At 39.8% G+C, this 6,448-nt stretch carries 3 protein-coding genes; 1 reads left to right on the top strand and 2 read right to left on the bottom strand.

The annotated features are described in order from the left end of the window. The first annotated feature begins 373 nt into the window (after positions 1 to 373). Positions 374 to 850, top strand: a complete 477-nt coding sequence (locus ACFVSW_RS12805; RefSeq protein WP_387316450.1) for a hypothetical protein — start codon at positions 374 to 376, stop codon at positions 848 to 850. A 516-nt stretch (positions 851 to 1,366) separates the two neighbouring features. Here the strand turns inward: ACFVSW_RS12805 and ACFVSW_RS12800 are convergent. Together ACFVSW_RS12800 and ACFVSW_RS12795 are read right to left on the bottom strand one after the other, a co-directional pair. Beyond that, complete coding sequence (locus ACFVSW_RS12800) at positions 1,367 to 1,771, bottom strand: BsuPI-related putative proteinase inhibitor (RefSeq protein WP_387316447.1); 405 nt, start codon at positions 1,769 to 1,771, stop codon at positions 1,367 to 1,369. 448 nt (positions 1,772 to 2,219) lie between these two features. Beyond that, the gene (locus ACFVSW_RS12795) at positions 2,220 to 5,966 is read right to left on the bottom strand and encodes a S8 family peptidase (RefSeq protein ID WP_387316444.1); all 3,747 of its coding nucleotides are present in this window, start codon (positions 5,964 to 5,966) and stop codon (positions 2,220 to 2,222) included. Between the last annotated feature and the right edge of the window lie 482 nt (positions 5,967 to 6,448).

The raw sequence follows: 6,448 nt of genomic DNA, 5'->3' as shown, positions 1-6,448 counted from the left end.
AAGACACTGAGTTTAGATTGGTCTCTATACTCGTATCTTACTGAGGGGCTCTATTTTTTTCAAACCTGATATTTAACGATCTACAGGAATGCTATTCTGCCCGTTAGCGAAATAAGAAAAAGGATCGCCGCCGTTGCAATCCTTTTTAAACTCAAGCACCCATTAGCTTAAGTACAAAATTTCACAATCTCTTTTTCTGTTTTAACCTAAATATCCAAAGTGTTGTAGTAAACAATTATTGTTAGAGTCTTTCTAATGATGTCCACCGTGCAAAGTAGATTCCTATATATTTTTTTAACACCTTGATAGTTGTACTACACAGCTTGTACCGCCATGCATATAATAAGCCAGTATATGAAAAGGAAGTGATTGAATGAAGGCAATAACGACTGGAGCATTTTTGGTTCCGTTGACTAACCAAAGTGGTAGCCCCAACAACACGTTGTTTATTCTCTGGAAAAATCCAACCGATAAACCACTCACCACGTATTTACTCGGTGAAAGAACCCAATTCCCTGTTACTACTACGGGAGTTCAAAAAGAGATTGAACCCCCCCATTTATTTAAAGTGATCGTTCCTGCACACAGCTTTAAGCCCCTTAATGCTGGGGACCCTGCTGGATTTTATATTCGATTTTCATTTTTCGGAAATATCGGTCGAGATGAGCTGAAAAACCAACTCAGTGTGGAGGTAATCGCTGGTACATCAGCCCCTGGCGGTGTAACATTATCAGTTGCTGATCCTACTGTCTTTTTCAGGCACGCAGACATGGTTGAAGCGGACATCAAACCACCGAGTAGCCTAACCCCACTTCCAGATGACCCCCTACTAAATATGTTCCAAGAATGATGAACACGGTGATCGTTCCAACAGCGTTCTTAAGGCATGAAGACTTTGTAAATACAGATATTGATCCGAAAGGTGACCCCGTGCTGCAACCAAGGACGGTATCTATCGTGTGGAACAATTTTATACCGTCAAAATTACGAATTAATGACAGTCGAGTATTGAGTGAAACGAAAAGCATTTTAAAGATTTGATTATTAAATCGAAAAAAAGCCATCCCCATTAATCGAAAAGGTTCTATTTGAGGTGCATATCATATAAATGGCAATGAAAATGGCGTACGAACTGACATCAGTTTTGGCACGCCATATCTCTGGTCTATAGAGTTAATTGACCTAAAAATTTAAAATGTCTTATTTAGGAAAAGCACCCCGTTAGCATTCCTGTAGATCGTTATTTTTGTCTTCTTTGGAGTATCTTTAAAAATACTGATAATTAGATAGATTTATCTATTAAATTTTAATTAAATTTTGGCCTCTCCTGTTACAGGATAGTTCCTTCTTTTCCTGCAACTTTCACTTAACGAATGGCTGTATTTTCAGGCTGAATATTGAATGTAAAGGAAGTAAATGGCTTCGAATGGACAGGTTTGTCATTTATTTTCCATACATTTAATACGGCTTTAACTGTATACGTTCCTGCAGGTACTCTCTTGCCCTCATTCGTTTTGTAATCCCACGTACTTTTCCATTGGATTTGTTCCCCGCTGTTTAACGACTCATGTTGAATCACCTGTAAAAAAAATTTCCCTTTACTAAAATGATACACCTGTTCTCCTTTTGGATTGTACACGGTATAATCATAAAACTGGCTTGTTGGAAACTCTATAAACATGGGCTGATCGCAATTATTTTTAAACGTAAAAGTAAATCTGGCTTGTTCCACGTCTGCGATGACATCCCCATCCCATTTCCAATCTGTCATGTCTCTAACCTCCTTAGCTAAGATTAATTGATTCCCGCTAACAAAAATCATCAAAAAACACAAGATAGCCATTTTCAAAGGTGATACTCCCTCCTAATGCATAGATGTATCCCTTTAGTATTGCTTAATTACTTTATAAAAAACCCAATAGACTTTTTAAGTTTGTACATTGTTTTTAACAAATTCGAATCGTCAATTTCTCATTCTTTTTACATGGTAAAAATATTCTAAAATAGATGACTAAATTCTTCTTTTTTCTTTCTTTGATGCCATCTTGGATAAGAATATATATTCATTGAAACCCTTCCATCACAATCTGTCTATTTAAAAGATAAAAATAACCTATCTAGCATTTGCAGATTTAGCTATACAGACTATTTAACGCACTAGTAAATATAATAAACATACCCCTCACTTGCTGAGGGGTATGCTATTAATCTAATCGATGTTATCTCAAACCGTATGCCTTAATTACTTCCTGAGAAATTTTGTTTCCTTGGTCATCCCAAGCAGTTGCACGAAGGGAAACATATTTGCTTGTTTTAGGGTTGTTAATTTTAGCTGTCCAACGATCATACGCAGTACGCTCAAGGTTTACTTTCTTCCACGACTCTCCTTCATTAAAGGAAACCTCTAATGTAGCACCCTCTAATTTACCATACTCTAATTTACGATAGCCCTCCCTATCATCAAGTTTTGCAACAGACAGCTCGAGTGCAGTCGATGGTGCCGCAAGTGCGTTACCGTTCATATCGGTCTCAACCTTATAATCTAGTGAATAGAGTGGGAGTAAAGTTTCGAATTCTTCGCTTTTTTGAGACCAGAATGTCCACTCTGTATGCGTACTTAATGATGTTTTCCAGCGATTTGGATCACGCTTAGCATCACTTACTAACCTGTATTGTGTTTTTTCTTCTGGGAATGGAGTATTTATATCTAAAGCCTGGCCTTTGCCTTCTCTAATAAGGGTATCTCCTTGGAACAATTTAAGTGTTTGACTTTTTAAGGATTCATTATATCCTTTACTACCTGTAGAGCCATTCCCAGAATCGGCCCAAGCAGGAATATTAAAGTGTAAATAGTTCCTTTGGCGGGTAGGTGGGAAATAGCCTTCACCCAAACGCGGACGAACTACTGGAGAGAACCAGTCTTCCTGAAGTTTTTGTCCCTTTTCATACGTAACTAAAGGCTGGCGAACTTCCCATGAAGTGTCTAATACACTTGCCTTGTGATACCATCTAGTATCTTTTACTGCTGAAACCCACTCTGTTCGAACATGAGGAAACTGTACTTTTTGTAAATCCCCAACACCTAAAGAATACGGACGCAAATCATAACGGAACTCTCCGCCAGGTGCTTCACGGTCTGATTTGTAACGTGTGTCGATCTTAACTAGTTCATTGTTAGATGGTGCATATTTTAAATTCTTTGGAATTTGGTCTTGATGAACATCCATCAAATCATATACATATGGTGTATTTGGTTCACCTTCAACAAACAGGTTCAGGTTACCAGAACGTGCCGCTGTAATCACTTTATCGCCTTCACTTTTACTGATTCCAGCAACGGCAAGAGGAATGTCCGTGCCATCTAGATTTCCTGCAAACGCAATGAATTCCTTATCTTCATTGTTTACGATGATCAACAGCTTTGCACCCGCTTCATGTGCAGCTGCTGCCTGCTCAGAAGGTGTAACTTCACTGTTGCGATCTACAACAACCGCTTTTCCTTTTGTTTTTAGACGCTCATAATCTGCTGAAGTCCCTTTTCCTGCATAAACCGTTGATAAGTTATATTTTCCATCGAGCAATGTGCTTCCTGGTAATGGAACGTCATCCAATACTTTTCCTTTAAAGCTAATCTCAAGCAATGGTTTCGTTAAACGCCAGCGAGTCAGATATTCGAAGTCTCCTGTTTTAACTTTCATTGTTGGGACAGCATACATTTTATCGATCCATGGAAGTATGGTGTAAGAATGAGTTAATGGTTTGCCACCAAGGGAACGGTAGTATTGCATGCGCTGATAGCTTGGTTCTGTATTCTTCGGTACTTCTACTGAAATTTCATTTGCTTTTCGAGCATCAAGTTCCACGGTTTGAGGACCGTCTAGCTTGATTTCAGGATTACCGACTAATGCTATACCACTATGATCTGTTTCAGAATCCACTTCCATATAAGCCATGGCTGAATACGTGCCAGGGTGTAAGCGAACTTCCATTGTTCCGTTCACGCCAATAAAATCAGGTTTCATGTTTTTGTCAAGGAGTGCGACATACGTAAAAGCAGGATTTCCATTACGGTCCGTGGCGTTAAACGTTAGCGGATATCTTTCATCTTCTTTCTCCATGCCCATTGAAGTGTGAGCCACTTGCTTGCCTTCAGAATCGGTTGCTGTTAGATGTCCTTCATAACGCGTGCCTAAGTCTCCAAGTTGTGGATTCAATGTAACGGTTACGTCTTTAGCCCCGTTAGCCGAAATGGTAATTTGACTCTCAGAAACAGTTAGCATTCCATTTGGTGCAGCATTACCTTTTCCATTCTTGAAGTCAGCATGTAGATCTAAAGTTACAGCAGAGTCGCTGTCGTTTGTGTAAGTGACTGTTTTTTGTACAGATTGCGCATTATCATTTGGCCATTTGAAGAACCCAAACGATAATGAACCAGTTGCTCTCACTGTACTAAATGCCGCTGCTGGTACATCTAATCGACCTGATCCAATATGATAAGGCGAATAATTTAATTTCTTGGATGTACTCATCAACGCTTCTTTTAGCTGTGTACCATTCCAATTAGGATTCTTTTGCAGAAGGATCGCAGCTGCTCCTGCTACATGCGGGGTTGCCATGGATGTACCATTCAGACTCTTGTAAAATCCACTTCCTGATGTTAGTCCTGAGCGAGCAGCAACAATCCCAACACCTGGTGCAGACAGGTCAGGTTTCAAGCCCCCATCTCCAAAACGAGGTCCTTTTGATGTGAAGGAAGCAATCTTGTCTGTCTTATCCACAGCACCGATCGTTAAAGCAGCATCTGCAGCTCCTGGTGAACCGATGCTTCCTTCAGCACTTGCGTTACCGGCAGCAATAACAAATAGTGCACCTGTTTCTTCACTTAGTCTATTTACGGCTTTAGCCATTGGGTCTGTTCCGTCACTTGGCCCACCTCCCAAACTCATACTTACAATCTTGGCGTTGTGAGCAGCCCATTCCATACCCTCTATGATCCATGACTCCATACCACTTCCTTGGTTGTTTAACACTTTACCTACGAGCAATCGGGCTTCAGGAGCAACTCCTTTATTCTTGCCCTCAGAGGCAGCCCCTGTTCCTAGTACTGTTGAAGCGACATGAGTACCGTGACCATTAGCATCATCAACTGTTTCTTCCGGTACAAAACTTTTTGCCTCGTCTATTTGATCCGCAAGATCAGGATGATTGGGGTCGATTCCTGTGTCAAGTACAGCTACCTTAACGCCCTTACCTGTGTAACCTGACTCCCAAGCAGTTGGCGCACCAATCTGAGGTACACTTTTATCTAATGTGGCTTCCACTCGGCCATCCAGCCAGATCTTTTCAATGCCCTTGTCGAACAAAGCATTGTTTGATTTGGTTTTTGCTGTTGTTGCAGCCTCCGGTGTGACATCTTCCCAGAATGTAACCGCTTCCTTTTTAGATGTTGCAAGGGCGGCACCGTTAATACTTTCTAACACACGAACCGTTTTTGCCCCTTTTGGATCGGCCTTCTTTGTTTGGGCAGCTCTCGCTGTGGACTCTGTGTATTCTACGATAATTGGCAGGGAAGAGAGACTTTTATCATCATAGCCGTTCTCTATTAATTTCGTTACATTAAACAAATCCTTGTCCAGTTTATCAGCAGCCAGATAAGGCATAGCTGAATTTGGTATGACATACGTCTCTTCACCAATATCCAGTATTTGAACACCTGCACCATTTTGGTCAACAGGCTCTACGTTAATAACGCTCTTGCCGCCTTCAATCTTATTAATGGTAACGACATCACCTGTGATAAGTGTGATTTTTTGTTCATCAGCACCATTTATACTGTTTACAATGGCAGAATGCTCAGGTGGTCTCTTTTCGTTATCGATTGCTTTTACATTATGAAAGGTTGATGCAAGCAAAACCGTAGATAAAGCGGTTGCCATAATCCTTTTTATGTTCATTTTTTTCACCATACTTCCTCCTAAAAAACCAATTAATAGAATAATAGCATCTAATGAGATAATGTCTTGATGCAGAGATTTCACTGTTAGAAACAAATTGGGGAGTTAATCGTATGCTTAGAAAGAAAGCACTTCCTTGGCCCAATTAGAGATTCTATGATTGTAGTCAACAAGGTGTTTCGGCGTTGGTATCATTAGCAAATGAATCAACCGAACTTGTTCCCAAACTGCAGTAATCTTGCCTGCAGCACAACATTAATGATTTTTTTCTTTTTTCTTTTCCCCATCAAACTTAAACCTCTCCTTTCCTAATAAAATAATCTAAGCATTGGTAATTTATCTATTTTTTCGAAAAATCACCCAATTCGAATTATATGTTATGCTCCAATTAGAGTACATTGGGGGAATATTGACGGTTTTAATCAGCATTTTTAAACATGTATCTACAAGAAAATATTTTTTTATGTCGTTTCCTATCGAATAAAATAGAAAAA

It is taken from the genome of Neobacillus sp. NPDC058068, assembly GCF_042885335.1.
In the GTDB taxonomy this organism is placed as follows: Bacteria; Bacillota; Bacilli; order Bacillales; family Cytobacillaceae; genus Neobacillus.
This window is presented reverse-complemented; position numbering and strand designations above follow the sequence as displayed.

What these genes read in the sequence shown, in the direction of transcription:
- ACFVSW_RS12795 (WP_387316444.1), bottom strand. Translation starts at nt 5,966, where the DNA reads ATGGTGAAAAAAATGAACATAAAAAGGATTATGGCAACCGCTTTATCT.
- ACFVSW_RS12805 (WP_387316450.1), top strand. Translation starts at nt 374, where the DNA reads ATGAAGGCAATAACGACTGGAGCATTTTTGGTTCCGTTGACTAACCAA.
- ACFVSW_RS12800 (WP_387316447.1), bottom strand. Translation starts at nt 1,771, where the DNA reads ATGACAGATTGGAAATGGGATGGGGATGTCATCGCAGACGTGGAACAA.